The organism is Bacillus sp. 22-7 (assembly GCF_010628845.1).
Lineage (GTDB): Bacteria > Bacillota > Bacilli > Bacillales > Cytobacillaceae > Cytobacillus > Cytobacillus firmus_B.
Genome location: NZ_NJQY01000001.1, coordinates 16,906 through 32,574 on the forward strand (window position 1 = coordinate 16,906; position 15,669 = coordinate 32,574).

General features: G+C 42.6%; 15 protein-coding genes and 1 riboswitch. Of the genes, 3 read left to right on the plus strand and 12 right to left on the minus strand.

What is annotated here, in order from left to right; all coding sequences use genetic code 11:
- Window positions 1–40 precede the first annotated feature (40 nt).
- The 3 genes from CE058_RS00095 (at window position 41) to CE058_RS00105 (ending at window position 3,212) form a co-directional block, all read left to right on the plus strand.
- Window positions 41–1,822, plus strand: coding sequence for a BlaR1 family beta-lactam sensor/signal transducer (locus CE058_RS00095; protein WP_163139434.1), 1,782 nt, complete (start codon window positions 41–43; stop codon window positions 1,820–1,822).
- Between the two features lie 34 nt (window positions 1,823–1,856).
- A complete protein-coding gene (blaI, locus tag CE058_RS00100) occupies window positions 1,857–2,243 on the plus strand; it encodes a penicillinase repressor BlaI (protein ID WP_163139436.1) in 387 nt (128 codons plus the stop codon).
- 170 nt (window positions 2,244–2,413) lie between these two features.
- A riboswitch (glycine riboswitch) is annotated at window positions 2,414–2,506 on the plus strand.
- Between the two features lie 103 nt (window positions 2,507–2,609).
- Window positions 2,610–3,212 carry a trimeric intracellular cation channel family protein gene (locus CE058_RS00105; protein WP_163139438.1) on the plus strand — a complete coding sequence of 201 codons (603 nt, stop codon included), beginning with the start codon at window positions 2,610–2,612 and terminating at the stop codon, window positions 3,210–3,212.
- A gap of 40 nt (window positions 3,213–3,252) precedes the next feature.
- On the opposite strand, the gene CE058_RS00110 is transcribed toward CE058_RS00105, so the two are convergent.
- The 12 genes from CE058_RS00110 to CE058_RS00160 all read right to left on the minus strand — a co-directional run bounded on the left by CE058_RS00110 (window position 3,253) and on the right by CE058_RS00160 (window position 15,659).
- Complete coding sequence (locus CE058_RS00110) at window positions 3,253–4,467, minus strand: amidohydrolase (RefSeq protein WP_483297526.1); 1,215 nt, start codon at window positions 4,465–4,467, stop codon at window positions 3,253–3,255.
- 220 nt (window positions 4,468–4,687) lie between these two features.
- Window positions 4,688–4,846, minus strand: coding sequence for a hypothetical protein (locus CE058_RS24615; protein ID WP_174752247.1), 159 nt, complete (start codon window positions 4,844–4,846; stop codon window positions 4,688–4,690).
- Window positions 4,847–5,061: 215 nt separating this feature from the next.
- Entirely contained in the window at window positions 5,062–5,622 is a 561-nt protein-coding gene (locus CE058_RS00115; protein ID WP_163139442.1) for a sugar O-acetyltransferase, read from the minus strand.
- 75 nt (window positions 5,623–5,697) lie between these two features.
- The gene (locus CE058_RS00120) at window positions 5,698–5,907 is read right to left on the minus strand and encodes a hypothetical protein (RefSeq protein ID WP_048009674.1); all 210 of its coding nucleotides are present in this window, start codon (window positions 5,905–5,907) and stop codon (window positions 5,698–5,700) included.
- 121 nt (window positions 5,908–6,028) lie between these two features.
- Window positions 6,029–6,736: a DNA alkylation repair protein gene (locus CE058_RS00125; RefSeq protein WP_163139444.1), complete on the minus strand. Its 708-nt coding sequence runs from the start codon at window positions 6,734–6,736 to the stop codon at window positions 6,029–6,031.
- A 54-nt stretch (window positions 6,737–6,790) separates the two neighbouring features.
- Window positions 6,791–7,486, minus strand: a complete 696-nt coding sequence (locus CE058_RS00130) for a Type 1 glutamine amidotransferase-like domain-containing protein (protein ID WP_163139446.1) — start codon at window positions 7,484–7,486, stop codon at window positions 6,791–6,793.
- Window positions 7,487–7,601: 115 nt separating this feature from the next.
- Window positions 7,602–8,846 carry an MFS transporter gene (locus CE058_RS00135; RefSeq protein ID WP_163139448.1) on the minus strand — a complete coding sequence of 415 codons (1,245 nt, stop codon included), beginning with the start codon at window positions 8,844–8,846 and terminating at the stop codon, window positions 7,602–7,604.
- Between the two features lie 377 nt (window positions 8,847–9,223).
- A complete protein-coding gene (gene xylF, locus CE058_RS00140; protein WP_163139612.1) occupies window positions 9,224–10,327 on the minus strand; it encodes a D-xylose ABC transporter substrate-binding protein in 1,104 nt (367 codons plus the stop codon).
- Window positions 10,324–11,865, minus strand: a complete 1,542-nt coding sequence (locus tag CE058_RS00145; protein ID WP_163139450.1) for a response regulator — start codon at window positions 11,863–11,865, stop codon at window positions 10,324–10,326. The genes xylF and CE058_RS00145 overlap by 4 nt, the downstream gene beginning before the upstream one ends.
- Window positions 11,862–13,301 (minus strand): sensor histidine kinase, encoded by a 1,440-nt coding sequence (locus tag CE058_RS00150; RefSeq protein WP_061791858.1) that lies wholly within the window; start codon window positions 13,299–13,301, stop codon window positions 11,862–11,864. The genes CE058_RS00145 and CE058_RS00150 overlap by 4 nt, the downstream gene beginning before the upstream one ends.
- Complete coding sequence (locus CE058_RS00155; RefSeq protein ID WP_163139452.1) at window positions 13,298–14,275, minus strand: sugar ABC transporter substrate-binding protein; 978 nt, start codon at window positions 14,273–14,275, stop codon at window positions 13,298–13,300. Before CE058_RS00155 ends, CE058_RS00150 begins: the two co-directional genes overlap by 4 nt.
- A gap of 208 nt (window positions 14,276–14,483) precedes the next feature.
- Window positions 14,484–15,659, minus strand: coding sequence for a sugar ABC transporter permease (locus tag CE058_RS00160; RefSeq protein WP_061791860.1), 1,176 nt, complete (start codon window positions 15,657–15,659; stop codon window positions 14,484–14,486).
- Window positions 15,660–15,669 lie beyond the last annotated feature (10 nt).

Consider the following 15,669-nt stretch of genomic DNA (forward strand, 5'->3'; position numbering starts at 1 on the left):
ATTAAAACTAGATATAAAATTTTAGAAGGAAGGTCTGAGGATGATAACAAGCTCACAGTTCTTATCTGTTTTTTTGGAATGTCTGCTGGTGTCTTCTTTTACAATCGGAGTCATTCTTCTGTTAAAAAGACTTTTAAAGAAACATTTAACAGCCCAAGCTCACTATAATCTTTGGTTTCTAGTATTGCTTGCTCTGCCACTGCCTCTTATTCCATTACAATTCATGCCATTTGCGTATTCATTATCCTTTTGGAATAGCAATAGCAGCTTTCAATCCCAAACTGCGCCATCTGCAGAGGTTCCATTAAGGCAAAATAATTGGATGGAGGACATAACCGTCTCGGTAGAACGCTATGATTTAACATTATTAAATAATGCTTTATTCTTTATTTGGATTTCCGGAGTGGCTATTTTGACTGTATTTACGCTGCTCGCAATGCTTAAGATCAGTAAAATAAAGAAAAACACAAACAGCCTGAGAAATAACGGGCTTTTATCATTATTCGAGCACTGCAAACACAAACTGAAGATTACTGGATGTATTATTGTCGGAGAGTCATCTCTCGTTAAAACCCCAATGACGTTTGGACTTCTTAAGACTTATGTGGTGCTTCCCCGCCATTTTGACGAGTGGCTTTCTGAAAAGGATATAGAATATATCTTTTTACATGAACTGAGTCACTATAAAAATAAAGATTTTGCAGTCAATTATTTTATGGTGATTCTTCAAGTTTTATATTGGTTTAATCCTCTAGTTTGGCTTGCTTTTAGGAGAATGAGGCTGGATCGCGAAATCGCCTGTGATGCTGAGGTTTTAAATTCTTTGGATGAGAAGGCATATATGGAGTATGGAAACAGCATTATTCATTTTGCCCATAAAGCCTCAAGGGCAGTGACTGTCGATTTGGCAAACCATTTAAACGGGTCAAAGAAACAGATCCAAACGAGAATCGAAAAAATAGCCTGTTTTAAACCGGAATCAAAACTGCTGAGATGGAAAAGTGCGGCTGTACTCCTTTTTGCGGGGATATTTATTGCAGGCCAAGCTCCAATTATCTCTGTAATGGCTCATGAAAATAGCAGCTATAAATTTAAGGATGATAACATTATTTATGAGGATCTAGGCAATTATTTTGCAGGGTTTGATGGAAGCTTTGTGTTGTATGATAAAGAAGCAGACCAATATCTTATTCATAATCAAAATAAAAGCACATTAAGGGTTTCACCAAATTCCACTTATAAGATTTATAGTGCTCTGCTTGGTTTAGAATCAGGCACCATAACGGTTGAAAACTCGTCGGCCAAATGGAACGGACTTAAGTATCCTATTGATTCCTGGAATGCGGATCAGGATTTAACTTCTGCAATAAGAAATTCTGTTACATGGTATTTTCAATCGTTAGACCAGCAGGTGCAGCCCGGTACGATTCAAACCTTCTTAGACCGAATCAGGTACGGGAATCGTGATCTAACTGGTGGAATAGACGAATATTGGCTGGAATCTTCCCTTAAAATTTCTCCAGTGGAACAAGTTCAGCTGCTTAAAAAATTTTATGCAAATCAATTTGGATTTAAAGAAAAGAATATCCAAACAGTGAAGGATTCCATTAAACTAGAGAGAAAAGAGGAAGCCCTCCTTTCAGGAAAAACAGGTACAGGCACTGTAAATGGAAAAAACATCAATGGATGGTTCATTGGATATGTTGAGTCAGGGCAGGACACATACTTTTTTGCAACGAATATACAGAATGAAGAAAACTCTAATGGAAGTAAAGCAGCTGAAATCACATTATCCATATTGAAGCAAAAAGGCATTTATTAAATCGTTCATCTCATTAAATAAGGAGGGTGGTAATATGACTGATAGGATTCCCAGCATTTCAGAATCCGAGTGGGAAGTCATGACAGTTCTTTGGAACGGGGCACCGAAAACCGCTAATGAAGTCATTCTATCCTTACAAGAGCGCACAGACTGGAAGCCCAAAACAATCCGAACTCTTCTGGATAGGCTTGTCCATAAAAATGTAGTGGGCGTAAATAAAAACCAGAGAATCTATACCTTTTTCCCGCTCTTTTCACAGGATGAATGCCAGCGGGCAGAAGCTCAATCCTTTATCAAGCGAATCTATGGCGGAACGGTCAAATCCATGCTAGTCCAATTCATTCAGGAAGACTCCCTGTCTGAGGAGGAAATTAACGAACTGCGGAAGATCTTGGCAAAGAAACAAAAGAAAGGTGAATAACCTGCATGTGGGGGTTTTTGCGTTCACTTCTTTGCCAAGCCCCCAAAAGCGACTGCCCCTCCTCTATTTCCGCTTTAATAGAAATGGACACACCAATCCGCTTACACCTTTTAATTGACTGTCCAATCCTCACTCCTATACCTTATAATTATAAAAACCAGTATTTGCGAATGACTGCTGCGGGAGAGAACGTATTGACGTCACCGAAGGGGCAAATCTATAGGAAAGATGAATCTCTCAGGTAAGAAGACTGCAGCGGGACGCTACTCTGGAGAGCGTATCACGCACCCGCGGGGCAGGCCTTTTATTATAGTTTAGGTAAACCTCTCAGGTACAAGGACAGAGATACTTGATTAGGGGGATTGTATGGTTTGGGATGTATTGAACGTGATTGGAACCATTGCATTTGCAATGAGTGGGGCAGTCGTTGCACTGGAAGTAAAATACGACATTATGGGCGCCTATGTTTTAGGATTAATTACAGCATTTGGCGGCGGTGCTATTAGAAACCTTTTTACCGGCATTCCGATCATAGAATTATGGCAGCAAACGACTCTTTTTATTGTTGCCCTAATTACCATCAGCTTTGTCATTATATTGCCAAGCAGCGCAGTTCAGCTTTTGACGAAATGGAGCATTTTTGACTCAATTGGCTTGTCAGCCTTTGCTGTCCAGGGAGCTATGTATGCACAATCAATTGATTTACCCTTATTTGCTGTTATGTTCTCCGCTGCCATAACCGGTGCCGGCGGAGGTATGATCCGCGATGTGCTGGCTCAGCGAAAGCCCATTGTTTTACGTGATGAAGTATATCTTTTATGGGCCATCTTTGCCGGGTTTATCATAGGCCTTGATTGGTTGTCAAAGTCTTATCATTTTTATATTCTTTTTGCTGTTACTTTAATGCTTCGAGGAATTTCGCATCATTACAGCTGGAGATTGCCTATCAAATCTATTCAAAAACAATAAGAAGCTAAAAACGAATTCCTTCAAACATAAAAAGCTCACATCAGCATGAGCTTTTGTTTTCTTCCTTATTAAAATAATGGCAAACGACATATCCCACTGATTTTGCGGCAACAAGCATCGAACCTTCATCGATATCAAATTTAGGGTGGTGATTGAAGTATGGTTCTTCTGTTCCCTTTGGCGTGCATCCAATATAAAAATAACAGCCAGGGACCTTCTCCGAATAATATGCAAAATCGTCCGATGGTGCCATTTTAGGAAATTCTTTTACCTCGATAATGTCTCTATCCACGACTGATGTCAGCGTATTTGCGACAAATTTTGTCAATTCAGGATCATTATACAGCGGCGGATAATCAGGTTCATACGTTAGCTCACAGCTTACACCAAATAACTCCTCAACACCATTTACAATGCGGTGAATTTCTCTATTCATCACATCCTTTGTTTCATCATTGGAATAGCGTATATCCCCCTCAATTTCGATACTATCCTTGATCACGTTAAAACTCCCTTTACCGTCAAATGAACCAATTGTCACTACACCGGCATTAAACGGATCCACTCTGCGGCTAACAACCGTCTGGATAGCTGTTACAAAGTAAGCGCCTGCAACAATAGCATCGTTTGCTTTATGCGGGGAAGAACCGTGTCCTCCGCTTGCCTGCACCCTAAGTTTAAAATAAGCGCGGCCATTAAAGGAATATCCGCTGTGATAGCCAACAGTTCCAGCAGGGGCGATCGGCAAAACATGAATGCCAAAAATGGCATGGACATCATCGAGAAATCCTTCCTCAACGATGCTTTTTGCTCCGCCTGGAGGTTCTTCTTCCGCATGCTGATGGATTATTTTCACGGTGCCATAGATCTTATCTTTTAATTGGATTAAACAGTCAGCCAAAACCATAAGGTATGCTGTATGTGCATCATGGCCGCAAGCATGCATGATACCTTCCTTTTTTGACTTAAACGGAACATTTAGTTCTTCTTTAATAGGAAGCGCATCAAAATCAGCCCTAAGTGCCACGGTTTTTCCCGGGTTACCACCTTCAATAGTGACAACAATGCCATATCCATTCCCTGCATTCGTTATAAGATCAACAGCTTTCCCTCTGTAAAAATCAGCGATATAGGCTGCCGTTTTTTCCTCTTTAAATGAAAGCTCAGGATTCTGATGTAAATAACGGCGTATCTTAATCATCTCTTCTTCTCGTTCTTCCAGCATTTTCATTAATTGATCAATCACCAAAATCATCTCCTATCCTTGCTGGAACCTAAATACCTGTTAATGGGATTCCCTATCATAATACTAAAAAGAAGAAGAGCATTGTGCAAATCCATTGCTCTTCTTCTTTATTCTCTGTATTTACACTTTTTCACTCGTTCTCACTGTTCACTTTCTATGTTGATTGCTAAATCGCAGCCATCTTTTTGAATTCCTCTTTCAAAATAATGCCCAGAATTAAACCAGGACTCTATAAACCTCCACAATTGGGCGGTTTGTCCTTTTCCCCCTCAGCGAAATCACAGCCTTCAGTAACTGATTCAAGTCCGTAGTCTGTATTGCTTATCTCATATGAACCCTGAGCATTTTTCTGGATATCCCCGAGCGGCTTTTCTTTCTTTTCTCTCATGTCTTCCCTCCTATTTGTTTATTTTAAAGTTTTATCTCAGATGAGAAATATTATTCGTGTTGAGGTTGGAGCAGCCCCTTCTAAAAAGCTTTAGCGCCATATTCATGCAAAATGCCACTGTAATTAAGAATTATCGAAAGCTTGAAAAATACACTAGTACATAAGAAAGCCAATTCCCCACCGGGAATGGCTTTTTTATGGATGCTGAGGAGAATTTAAAGCTCAATTTGTTTAATTACTTTCGCTGGATTTCCGCCAACTACTACATTCTCTGGCACATCTTTGGTAACAACTGCACCTGAAGCGATCACCGCATTGTCCCCTATTGTTACACCTGGATTAATGACTGCACTTCCCCCGACCCACACATTGTTTCCAATCGTAATCGGCTTTGCATATTCCCTGCCTGAATTGCGTTCTGCAGGATGAAGAGGATGTGTTGCCGTATAGATATGTACGCCGGGCGCAAGCATACAATTATCTCCAAAACGCACTTCACAGACATCCAGGATGGTACAGTCAAAATTCGCAAAAAAGTTTTCACCTACATGCGTATTATAGCCGTAATCAAATCTGATATTGGGCTCCATATATACGTTTTCTCCGGTAGACCCAAGCAGCTCCTTTAATAACTTTATTCGCTTTTCCCCTTCAGTCTCCAGAGTCTGATTGTACATTCTGACCTTTCGTCTTGCTTCCTCGCGTTCCTTTAATAATACCGGATCGGCAGGATCATACATTTCTCCTGCCAGCATTTTTTCTTTTTCTGTTTTCAATTTATGACCTGCTTTCAAATGAATTCTTTAAATACAGAACTGAAAAAAGGACAGTGTACCTGTCCCCGTTTCCCTTTAGCGTGACGCTTTAGGCGGCTGGCAAACGTCACATTTGCGCTGGTGATTATTTTTGAATTTCGTAAATGTTTTTTCAAACTGGCTGCCGCATGCACATTGAAAAAGCAGCTTTTGAGAAAAGCCATGATATTCAGTCGATAGGAGCTTACTATCCGAGTTTTTCTCAACGAAATCGTTAATTTTGCTGATGGTCCATCGTTTATTCATTACCTTACCCTCCATATTTAATAGCCTGAGCGTTCATCCGTTCCATTATTAGCGCATCTCATAATTCCTAAGTTCCTCATTATAACACAAAGGGACAGGTTCATTGTCCCCCATAGTAGTTTTAACATCTTACATATTTCCTTTTAAAGCCTAGCTTCCCTCTATCAATTTCCTTCTGGATATTTTCTGAGGCCTGCAGGATGGTGCTTTTCTTCTTATCCCGTTTCATTTCGACCGGCCCAATGGCTTTTGCAATCTCAACCGCCTTTTCATGGAGCGGCAAAAAAGAAACACCCACTGTATAGACAAAATTATTCATGGCGGATTTCGTACGCTCCGGAGAATTGTGGATGGTGTCTTTCACTTTATCAAGCATTTTGGCCAGCTTCGCCTCTGAAAATTCAGCGTCAGGACGATTTCCCAAAAGCCAGCAATAGCAGCTCCAGCCGCCTGACATCCGCAGTTCTTCCCTGCTTTCGATCCATTTATCAGCAACTTCCTGTGCAATATCTGCTTCAGCTAATGTGACAGCCACTACATAATCGGACAGCATATAAAAATATGCATCATCCATCCAGCGGTCAAAATCCGCTTCGGTCATGGCCTCAGGATCTGCAATGACGCCTGCAAAGTACATGGCATCGTAGTTCCCTGTGGCGTATAACTCCTTCGCCAAAGGCTGATTTCTTTTAATTTTTTTAGCGATTGGCTTCATTGCCCCTGTTGCAACACCAAAAAGCGGCTCATGCGCTCCGTTAGATATGTACATTTTCTTGGTCCGTTCCTTGCCGAGAGCCTCAAGCTCCTGCATAACCGTCTGTAAATCCATCTTTAAGCACTTCCTTCTATTTAAATAAAGTTAACAGCAAAAGACTGATTCGCATCAAGAACCCAAATATTCGGTTTTCAGTTCAATCTCTTTAACTTCTTTATCGAAATAGACCTTATAGGCATTGGCATCCGGTCTAGAGCTTACGATTCGCCTGACCTCCTCCTCAATGAAGTGGATTGCCACTCCATCATCCGCTGCAATTCCAGGCTTTATTTTATCAGAAGCCAAAAGCTCATGATAGGCAGGCCTTCTTTCCGCTTCTCCATCGTAATGAGGGCAATTGCTTCCTTTCAAAAAGCCGAGGCATGTTAATGGCTCCAGTTTATCGCCATAAGAATCCGTAACCCCTTCTTCAAACCAGCAAATGGAGCCCGCACTGATGCCGGCTAATACGATCCCTTGGTCCCATGCCTTTCGTAAAATCTTATCTAATCCCCATTCTTTCCATAAAGCCAATAAATTCTTCGTATTCCCGCCTCCAACATAAATGATATCTTTATCCAGTATAAATCTCTCTATATCTCTTGTCGGCGGTTTAAATAAAGATAAATGGGAAGGCTGGCACTTCTGCTTTTCAAAAAAGTCATAAAACCATTTAATACAAATATCGGAATCTCCTGTTGCAGTAGGCACATAACAGACTTTTGGATTTTCTTTACCTGACTGGCGTAAAATGTATTCATCCAATAATGGATTCTCCGGTTCCATAGAGAACCCTCCTCCTCCGAGTGCGATAATTTGCCTCATCTTTCTACTTCCCCTCAAGTGATGTTACGTATAACTATTCTCCTTCTGCACTTTTGTTCCCTGTTTTCACATGAAAATAGAGCTGCCAATATGACAGCTCCATTTCATCAGAATTTTACGATTCACTCAGCTCAGGCTTCCCGGCTTCCAGAAGCACCTGATCCCGGCCTAAAATGACAGCTAACAGGATAATGAATGCCCCTGTTCCCACAAGAAGCCATTCAATGGCAATGACATCTGCAACCGGGCCAAATATCAGCATGCCAATCGGCATCATGGAGGTGGAGATCATCCCCATGACACCAAACACTCTGCCTAAATAATCCTCTTCAATTTTTTCCTGAAGCAATACAGTTACCGGTGTATTGAAAATTGGCATGGCAATCCCGAAAAACGCCATGAACAATAAATAAATCCAGAAAACCGGCACGATGCCGAGTGCCAGGGTGCAGATCCCCATGATGAGACTGGCAAGGGTCATGGTTGTAATTTTATTTGGATATCCACCCCAGGAAGCAATAATTCCGCCTCCTGCCATCATGCCGACTGAAAAGGCAATCTCAATGGCAGTCAGTTCCCACACGTCTCCTCCAAAGGTGCGGGTAACCTGCAGCGGCGTCAGAAAGGCCGCAGGCGCCATTAGCACGATGAATACGGCAAAGAATAAGAAAAACTTCTTCAGGAAAGGATTACTGTTCACATATTGAAGCCCTTGTTTAAAGTCGCTGAAGTAACTTGCTGTCTGTTCCGCTGCTGCTTTTTTGTGCACAGCAATTTTGACAAACGTCATCAGTGTAACAATGGCAACCGCTGCTGTGATGACATCGATGAAGAAGATGGCCTCAAGCGATGCCATAGCGATTAAAGCGGCACTGACCATCGGTGAAACAAACATAATGACAGCCTGTATGCTCCCATTTACTCCATTCACCTTTGTCAGCTTCTCCTTCGGAACAATCTGAGGCAGAATCGCCCCGACAGCAGGAGTCTGGATTCCTGTTCCAAGGGCACGAATTCCTGCCATGACAAACAGCAGCCAGATGGACTCATATCCCATTAAGAAGAGGATGGCGAGTATCAGTGTTGAAAAGGCAATGAGGCCATCCGCTAAAATAATCAGCATTTTCCGATTGTACCGGTCTGCCCAAACGCCCGCAACCGGTGATAAAAAGAAGGTCGGAATGAACCCGCAAATAATGTAGAGAGTCATCATCAAACCGGATTCTGTCGTTAACGTAATATGCCACATAATGGCGTATTGAACGAGGGACGATCCAAAAAGGGAGATCGTCTGGCTGCTTAAAAAGAGAATAATATTCTTCAGCCAATTTTCCTGCAGATTAGAATTTAAGGTACTCATATATTAATCACTCATTTCTATATTTAATAAAAACAAGCTTTGCCTATATTCAGCTGAATCCATCCGATCTCTATATTCTATTTCCGAAGAAGCAAAAAAGAGGAGAAATTCATCTCCTCTTTAAAAAATACCGTTAAATTTAGGTTTCCTTAAATAGACAGACCAATCCCGTCGCTCTGAACATAGGCAGAGCCTTCAAACGTATTCAATTAACGATTGAAAAGCGGGTTTCTTAATCTCATTGATGCTGTCAACAGGAAAACCTCCATTTCATTATAATTACATTTATCATACCAGCAGAGAACCGTTCACGCAATAGGGACTCAGGGACAGGTTCCAAGTCCCAGTCGGGGGCGTGGGTGTCTGTCCCCGCGTCCCTACTTATAAACTTCATCTCTGGAATGAAACCCATCTGCAATAATGGTGCTATCCATGTTGTGTTTATCAACAGCAATAGGTGAAAGAAGGACTGAAGGCACTTCAATTTTGCCATTATTAATTTTTCGGGTTGTTTCTACCTGTTCACCCTTTGCTATTCTGACCGCAAGTTCAGCAGCTTCTTTGGTCAGTGTGCCGATAGGTTTGTATACTGTCATCGTCTGCGTGCCTCTGATGATCCGCTGGGCAGCGGCAAGCTCGGCATCCTGCCCGGCTACAGGGATTTTTCCTGCCATCCCTTGCACCGCCAATGCCTGGATGGCACCGCCTGCAGTTGCATCGTTTGCCGCGATCACTGCATCAATTTGATTTTGATTGGCTTTAAGAGCCTCTTCCATATTCACAAATGCATTCGCCGGTGTCCAATCTCTGGACCACTGATCATAAACAATCTGAATATCTCCTTTATCAATTAAAGGCTGAAGCACGTTAAAGACTCCTCGTTTGAATAAATGTGCGTTATGGTCAGTGATTGCTCCGCCAATATACACATACTTCCCTTTAGGTACCAGTTTGGTGATGGACTTTGCCTGCAGCTCACCAACCTTTTCATTATCAAAGGATATGTATAAGTCGATATCAGCATTTTTCACAAGCCGGTCATATGAGATGACCTTAATGCCTGCCTCATGTGCTTTTTTGACGATCGAAGCGGTGGCTTCAGCATTATGGGGAACGACAACCAGCAGGTCCACCCTTTGTTTTATTAATGTTTCTGCCTGTGATATTTGAACCGCATCATTCCCATTCGCAGCCATGATCTCCACTTCCGCTCCAAGCTCTTCTATAGCCTCTTTGAACAGATCTCGATCCTTCAGCCAGCGTTCTTCCAATAAAGTATCCATTGAAAAGCCGATTTTAATGGGTTTCTTCCCATCCTCTCCTCCTTGCACTTTGCCTGCCGCAGGTATTGCTTTCCCGGGATTTTTTTCGATTGCTGTATCCATTTGGCAGGCTGACAGGAGGCAAACCAGAAACAGTGCAGCCAGAGTCAGCTTCCTTTGAATCCTATCCATCTGTCTTGCCCCTTTTCCTTCCATCAGTCTTTTTTGCCCAGAAGGGTTTTGCGGAATTCCGTCGGTGAGCGGCCGCACATCTTTTTGAAAACCTTGCTGAAATAGTTCGGTTCATGATAGCCCACCTCAAAGGTAATTTCCTTCAGACTTTTCCCGTGATCTGCCATCAGCTTCTTTGCTCTTTCAATACGGCATTCAGTCAGGAAGTCAATATAGTTAACCCCTAGCTTCTCCTTGAACATCTTACTGATATAAATCGGGCTTAACCCCACTTTCCTTCCCAATGCTTCAAGAGAAATATCTTCATGGGAATGTTCGGTTATATATTGTTTCAGCTGATGGACAGTATCCGCTTCCAGCCTGTCGTAATGCTCCATATACGATTTCCTCATCTGTCCTAACAATTCATCCGTTTCAGAGCGAAGCTGCCGGAAATCCTGCGTTTGATAGGCAAAAAATGGTGCGGGAGCTTCAACCCCAATCTCACTCATTACGCGTGAAGCAATCCAAAGCATTTGCAGCACCCGCTGCTGCGCTTGAATCACCCCTGCTCTTTCCGTTTCACAACGCTGAATCATCTCCATTACACGCAAGCTGATTTGCTGCCATTTTCCAAGCCTGACTTGATCGAAAAACTGTTTTTCCCGTTCTTTGGTCAGCTGCAGATCCTCCCCTGCACTAAGTACTGGCACGTCGGAATAAAAACGGTATTTAACAGGAAGAGTTGAATCCAAAGTGGCAATAAGAGATTCCTGATAGGATTGACGGATGGATTGCAGGGAACCGCAAGCATTCCCGATCCCGACGAACCAGCCTTCTGATGACCCTTTTTTTGCAAGAGAAAGAATTTCGCCGGCCATGGATATAGCCTGCGAACGGAATGAATGCTGCTTTTCCCGAAAAACAATGAGGGGAAGCTGACGGCCATATAGTGCACCTACCCATGCACTGCCTGCTTGTCTGACCTTCTCTTTGACTGCGGTATAGAGGTGTCCCTGTCCATCGGGAAGCAGGATGCTCATGACAAACTGTTCATCTGTTGAGCGAATATCGAGCATTTCAACCAGCATATCCAGATGAACTTCATGGACATGATCGAACAGCAGCTGTGTCACGACATCTGTCTCAATGACCGGAAGAGCCCTTTGCAGCGCATCCTGCTGGAGCTTTGTCATTTCACGGAACCTCCGCTCTTCCTCAATATGTTCAAGCACCCTCCCAATTGTTGCTTCAATTTCCGTGATCTTGCTTGGCTTCAGTAAATAATCCTTTACCCCAAGCTTTATCGCCTGGCGTGCATAATCGAATGTATCGAAAGCTGTAATCATGATAAATTTAATATGCGGAATCTCTTCACTGATTTGCTTTATAGCTTCCAGGCCATTCATCCCTGGCATTTGGATGTCCATCAGGATTAATTCAGGCATAAACTCTTTAGCCAGCTGAACGGCCATCTTTCCATTTTTCGCCTGGATGATTTCAACACCAGGAAAGGCTTTCTGCAGAATCATTTCCAGTCCTTCCCGCTCAATTTGTTCATCATCCGCGATCAGAAGTTTTGTCATGCAGCCCCCCTCCTATCTTTCGGTATTTTCATCACTACTTTTGTGCCTGCAGCACTGCTCTCAATGCTCATGACATCGTCACTGCCGTAAAAAAGGCGCAAACGCCTGACTACATTGGTAAACCCGATGCCTGTTGAATTTCCATCTTTCTGAATGAACTGCCCTTGAAGAATCTGTTTAATTTTTAATTCCTCAATTCCTGGACCATCGTCTTCCACTTCTATAATTACACAGTCATTTCCGTCCTGAATGCGAAACCAGATTTTCCCGCCATCTTCCCTGGGCTCGACTGCATAATTAACGGCATTCTCGATGATTGGCTGCAGCGTGAGACCCGGAATGTCCACATTCAGACACGTTTCATCTATAGACATTTTCAAATGCAGACGATCTGTAAATCTGGCTTTTTGAATATCCATGTACTGCTGCAGGACCATCACTTCTTCACCAAGTGTCACGGGCCTATCAAGCCTTTTTAAGTTATAGCGCAGCAGGCCGGCAACACTTACAAGCAAGTCACTTGTTTCAAGAGAACCTTCCAGATAGGCTTTCTTGGAAAGGGTATTTAATGTGTTAAATAAAAAATGAGGGTTAATTTGGCTTTGCAGGTTCAAGAGCTGACTTTCCTTCAGCAGCAACTTGCTTTCCTGCAGCTCATGCTCCAGCTGTGCCTTATGCTGGATTTCTGAAATCAGATTATTGATATTAACCCGCATCCGGTCAAAAGTCTGCGCAAGGAAAGCAATTTCATCATTCGAATCAACCTTTATCGGCAAATGAAATCTTCCCCTTGATAAATCATTGGCTGCCTTGGTCAGCTTCTGTACAGGCTTCGTGATGCTCAAGGAAAAGCCATAGGTCAAGAACATTAAAAGGCATGTGATCATCAGCATGAGCCAAATCCCCAGTTTTTTAATTTCTTCGGATTGTTCAATGATCCCCCGGTAAAACCGTTCATATGTATTCAGTTCACTATCGACCAGTGTCAGCGTCATCTCAGATATATACATGGAGATGCGCGTTGCTTCCGAAAATTCCTTGGCCGAGTCCTCTGTCTCCTTTTCTTTAAAGAAAAGAAGGGAGCGGTCCGTCGTCTCAACCAGGCTATCAATTAGATTCATATAATTTGTCAGTGCAAAATCATTTTCTGAATTTCGCAGATATGAAACTTCACTTCTCACCTTTATCATTTTTTCCTTGCTAGTGTTCAATTTGTCCAAATTCTCCGGAATGGGGGTGATAAAATAGTTATTCAAGTCTGCAATCATCTGCTGGCTTGTCCTTGTAACCTCATTCATCCGAAGGTACCGCTGAAGAATATCGTTATATTGATTCTGAGTTTTCTGATTATAATAAGTAAGTGTGATCCAAATGGCTGCCATGATCAAAAGAATTACAGTCGTAAGTGTCCAGATTTTCTTATGTATTTTGTTCATTTCTTTTCCAGCGCCTTTAATATCCTGATATCGGTCAGGTAGCCATCAGATTTCAGCGGCACTTCTTCATCCCTGAGCCATTTTAAAATCAGCTCTGCACTGAGGCTTCCCATTTTCTCAGGGGATTGTTCAATGATTCCATCAAGTTTTCCCTGAGTAAGCAAAGAAATTGAATCCGGACCATCGTCAAAAGAATAGATATAATAAGGTTCAACCAGTGATCGCCTGCCAATTTCATGAATCATCGCTCCGGCTATATTGGCCTTAATAGCTACAAAACTGTCAGTATCCGGGTTTTGATTCAGCATGTTCTGAGTGGCAGCAATAATTTCCTCCCTAACATCAGTCGTTTCCGCATAGACTGTCTGGATATTTGGATAATCCTTCAGTACTTCATGGATCCCATCGAGGCGCTGCTGCTGATAATACTCTTTATGCTTGTCGCCCATAAGGATGACTTTTCCCTCATGGCCCATATCGTCAAGAAGCTGTTCTGCAATTAACTGCCCGGCCAGATATTGATCAGAGCCGACGTACGTTTTTCTCAAACTTTCAGATTTGGGCACGTCATTGGCCACTGTAATAATCGGAATTCCATAAAAAGCTGCTTTTATCTTTGCTAAATCTTTGAATTCCTGAGTGTCCAGACCCTGAACAATGATGCCGTCCACTTTTGATTGAATGGCTATCTCCAGCTTTTTTAAAAATTCCTCTTGATTCTTTCCATAGCTTCCCCAGACTTCCAGACTTGCCCCATCCTTCCGTGCTTGTTCCCGTGCAGCAATACCTGCCTTATCCCAAAAAGGGGTCTCTAATTCCTGCGTTATCAGAACCAGCCGGTATTTCACTTCCTGTCCATCTGATGCTGCCGGAAGATCCCGTTCGGATGTAAACGCTTTCTTATAAAGCGTGAATGTGAAATAACCAAGGACGATACATGTTAGACAAAATATTAAAATACCCGTTTTACGCAAGGCTGTATCTCCGTTTCTAAGTATGAATAGTTAAATAATTATATTCTATCACCTTTTTAAGGCTGATAGAAGAGTTAGAAAGTGAGAGGATTGTTTGGTGTTAACAAGAGGATAATCAGCGCTTTATGGAATGCTGCCCATCTGCATCATAAAGGCACCCTTGCCGGATGCCCCATTTTCAAAACTATGAATGCAGGAAACTGGTAATCTAGCCTCTCTTCTTCCGAGTCATGACATCAAAGATCACAGCACCCGCCAATACGCCTCCACGGATCATATACTGGAGGGAAACCCCTACTCCGAGCAGATTCATACCGCTGGATAAAGAGGCCATGACCACAGCACCAATAATAGCACCGGTGATTTTGCCCACGCCCCCTGCTGATGAAACCCCGCCAACATAAGCAGCTGCAATGGCATCAAGTTCAAATAATGTCCCGGCAGTAGTAGTCGCTGACTGAAGCCGGGAGGTAAATAATATACCTGAAAGGGCTGCCAGCATCCCCATTGAACCGAAGACTATATACGTAATTTTATTTACATTGATTCCGCTCAGATGTGCCGCTTCCGGATTGCTTCCTACTGCATATATATGTCTTCCGAGCACGGTTTTCGTTGTCAGGAAATGATAGACGACAACCACTAAAAGCATGATGACAACTGTCCAGGAAAATCCGTTGTAGCCTGCGAGGATCCATGTAATATAGGAAATGATAGCTGAAACGAAAACTAATTTGACAATAAAAATCCCTTTAGACACTACCTCGAATTGATAGTTGATCTTTTTTGTCCGGGTGGAAATTTCACTGTATATATACAGCAATATCGCCAGTAATCCCAGAATCAGTGTAAGCAGGTGCAGTCCATTCACTTGCATAACGGAAGGAATAAATCCGTTCCCGATTGCGTTAAATCCGTCATCCTTGATGATAATGGTCCCTGTTTTCTCTGTTACCTGAAGAAGGGCTCCTCTGAAGATCAGCATTCCTGCAAGTGTAGCAACAAAGGATGGGATACCAAATTTTGCAACTAGAAGACCGTTGAACAGTCCGACAAAAATACCCAGCGCCAGAATAACCGGAATAGTGATATAAAAAGGCACTCCCATTCCCGTCAGGAGAATTGCAGCAATGGCCCCCAAAAAGCCTGCAACAAATCCGACTGAGAGGTCAATATGGCGAATCACGATAACCAGCGTCATCCCCACTGCCAGGACAGCAATGTACCCCGTTGAATCAAGCATGTTGCTTATATTTCGTGAAGACATAAACAGCCCGTCAGTCATAATGGTGAAAGTGAGCATAATAACGAATAAGGCAATGTACATGCCGTAGTCACGGATATTATCTTTAAATAGCGTCTTCGCTTCGTTAATAAATTCCATTAGATTAACC

Excerpts from the sequence above, each read along its gene's own strand:
- CE058_RS00135 (WP_163139448.1), bottom strand. The coding sequence starts at position 8,846 with ATGAGTACCTTAAATTCTAATCTGCAGGAAAATTGGCTGAAGAATATT.
- CE058_RS24615 (WP_174752247.1), bottom strand. The coding sequence starts at position 4,846 with ATGAGAGAAAAGAAAGAAAAGCCGCTCGGGGATATCCAGAAAAATGCT.
- CE058_RS00120 (WP_048009674.1), bottom strand. The coding sequence starts at position 5,907 with ATGAATAAACGATGGACCATCAGCAAAATTAACGATTTCGTTGAGAAA.
- CE058_RS00150 (WP_061791858.1), bottom strand. The coding sequence starts at position 13,301 with ATGAACAAAATACATAAGAAAATCTGGACACTTACGACTGTAATTCTT.
- CE058_RS00095 (WP_163139434.1), top strand. The coding sequence starts at position 41 with ATGATAACAAGCTCACAGTTCTTATCTGTTTTTTTGGAATGTCTGCTG.
- CE058_RS00110 (WP_483297526.1), bottom strand. The coding sequence starts at position 4,467 with ATGATTTTGGTGATTGATCAATTAATGAAAATGCTGGAAGAACGAGAA.
- CE058_RS00160 (WP_061791860.1), bottom strand. The coding sequence starts at position 15,659 with ATGGAATTTATTAACGAAGCGAAGACGCTATTTAAAGATAATATCCGT.
- CE058_RS00125 (WP_163139444.1), bottom strand. The coding sequence starts at position 6,736 with ATGGATTTACAGACGGTTATGCAGGAGCTTGAGGCTCTCGGCAAGGAA.
- CE058_RS00105 (WP_163139438.1), top strand. The coding sequence starts at position 2,610 with ATGGTTTGGGATGTATTGAACGTGATTGGAACCATTGCATTTGCAATG.
- CE058_RS00130 (WP_163139446.1), bottom strand. The coding sequence starts at position 7,486 with ATGAGGCAAATTATCGCACTCGGAGGAGGAGGGTTCTCTATGGAACCG.
- CE058_RS00145 (WP_163139450.1), bottom strand. The coding sequence starts at position 11,865 with ATGACAAAACTTCTGATCGCGGATGATGAACAAATTGAGCGGGAAGGA.
- blaI (WP_163139436.1), top strand. The coding sequence starts at position 1,857 with ATGACTGATAGGATTCCCAGCATTTCAGAATCCGAGTGGGAAGTCATG.